The 958-nt window shown below is 58.8% G+C and carries 1 protein-coding gene; it reads left to right on the top strand.

What is annotated here, in order from left to right; translation table 11 throughout:
* Positions 1 to 22: 22 nt before the first annotated feature.
* Positions 23 to 958, top strand: a 936-nt coding sequence (locus J2I48_RS28115; protein WP_445451884.1) for an Ig-like domain-containing protein, incomplete at its 3' end; no start/stop codon positions are given.

Raw genomic sequence — 958 nt, forward strand, 5'->3', positions numbered from 1 at the left:
TTCAGCTATCGCTACGGGCACAGTGACTGTAAACCCAGCGGTGACGGCTACGGTAGCCAGCCAGACGATCTGCAACGGCCTCACCGCAACCCTGTCTGCTTCGGCTACGGGCGGCACGGGCATTACCTACGTATGGGCACCTGCTGGTACCGGCAACACCCAGAGCGTAACGGTATCGCCTTCTGCCACAACGAGTTACACCGTAACGGCTACGAATAGCAATGGCTGTTCAACTACGGCTACGGCTATTGTGACGGTGAACCCAGCGGTAACGGCGGTGATTGCAGCCAACCCCAGCACCACGATCTGCAACGGCACCTCAACCGCGCTAACGGCGTCGGCTACGGGCGGTACAGTCTTTACCTACGCTTGGTCTACGGGAGCTACCACGGCAACGATTCCAGCCTCGCCCACGGTGACGACAGTCTACACGGTGACGGCTACCAACGAATTTGGTTGCTCATCAACGGCCAGCACCACCATCACTGTCAACCCATCGGTAACCGCTACGCTCACCAGCAGCACCATTTGCTACGGCACGGTGGCTTCGCTGTCAGCTACGGGCGGCACCAGCTATGCGTTTAGCAATGGCGTGACCAATACCACGGGCGTCATCAGCGTAACGCCGTTGACCACCACGCCTTACACGGTGACGGTAACGAACGGCAACGGCTGTTCAGCTATTGCTACGGGCACAGTGACTGTAAACCCAGCGGTGACGGCTACGGTAGCCAACCAGACGATCTGTAATGGCACCACGGCTACCCTGTCGGCAACGGCTGCGGGTGGTACGGGCTTCACCTACGTATGGTCTCCTGCGGGCACGGGCAACACCCAGACTGTATCGGTATCGCCTTCTTTCACAACAAGTTATACTGTTACTGTAACCAACAGCGATGGTTGCTCGACCACGGCAACGGCCACTGTCACGGTGAACCCATCGGTTACGGCCACGCTC

The organism is Fibrella aquatilis, assembly GCF_017353255.1.
GTDB lineage: Bacteria > Bacteroidota > Bacteroidia > Cytophagales > Spirosomataceae > Fibrella > Fibrella aquatilis.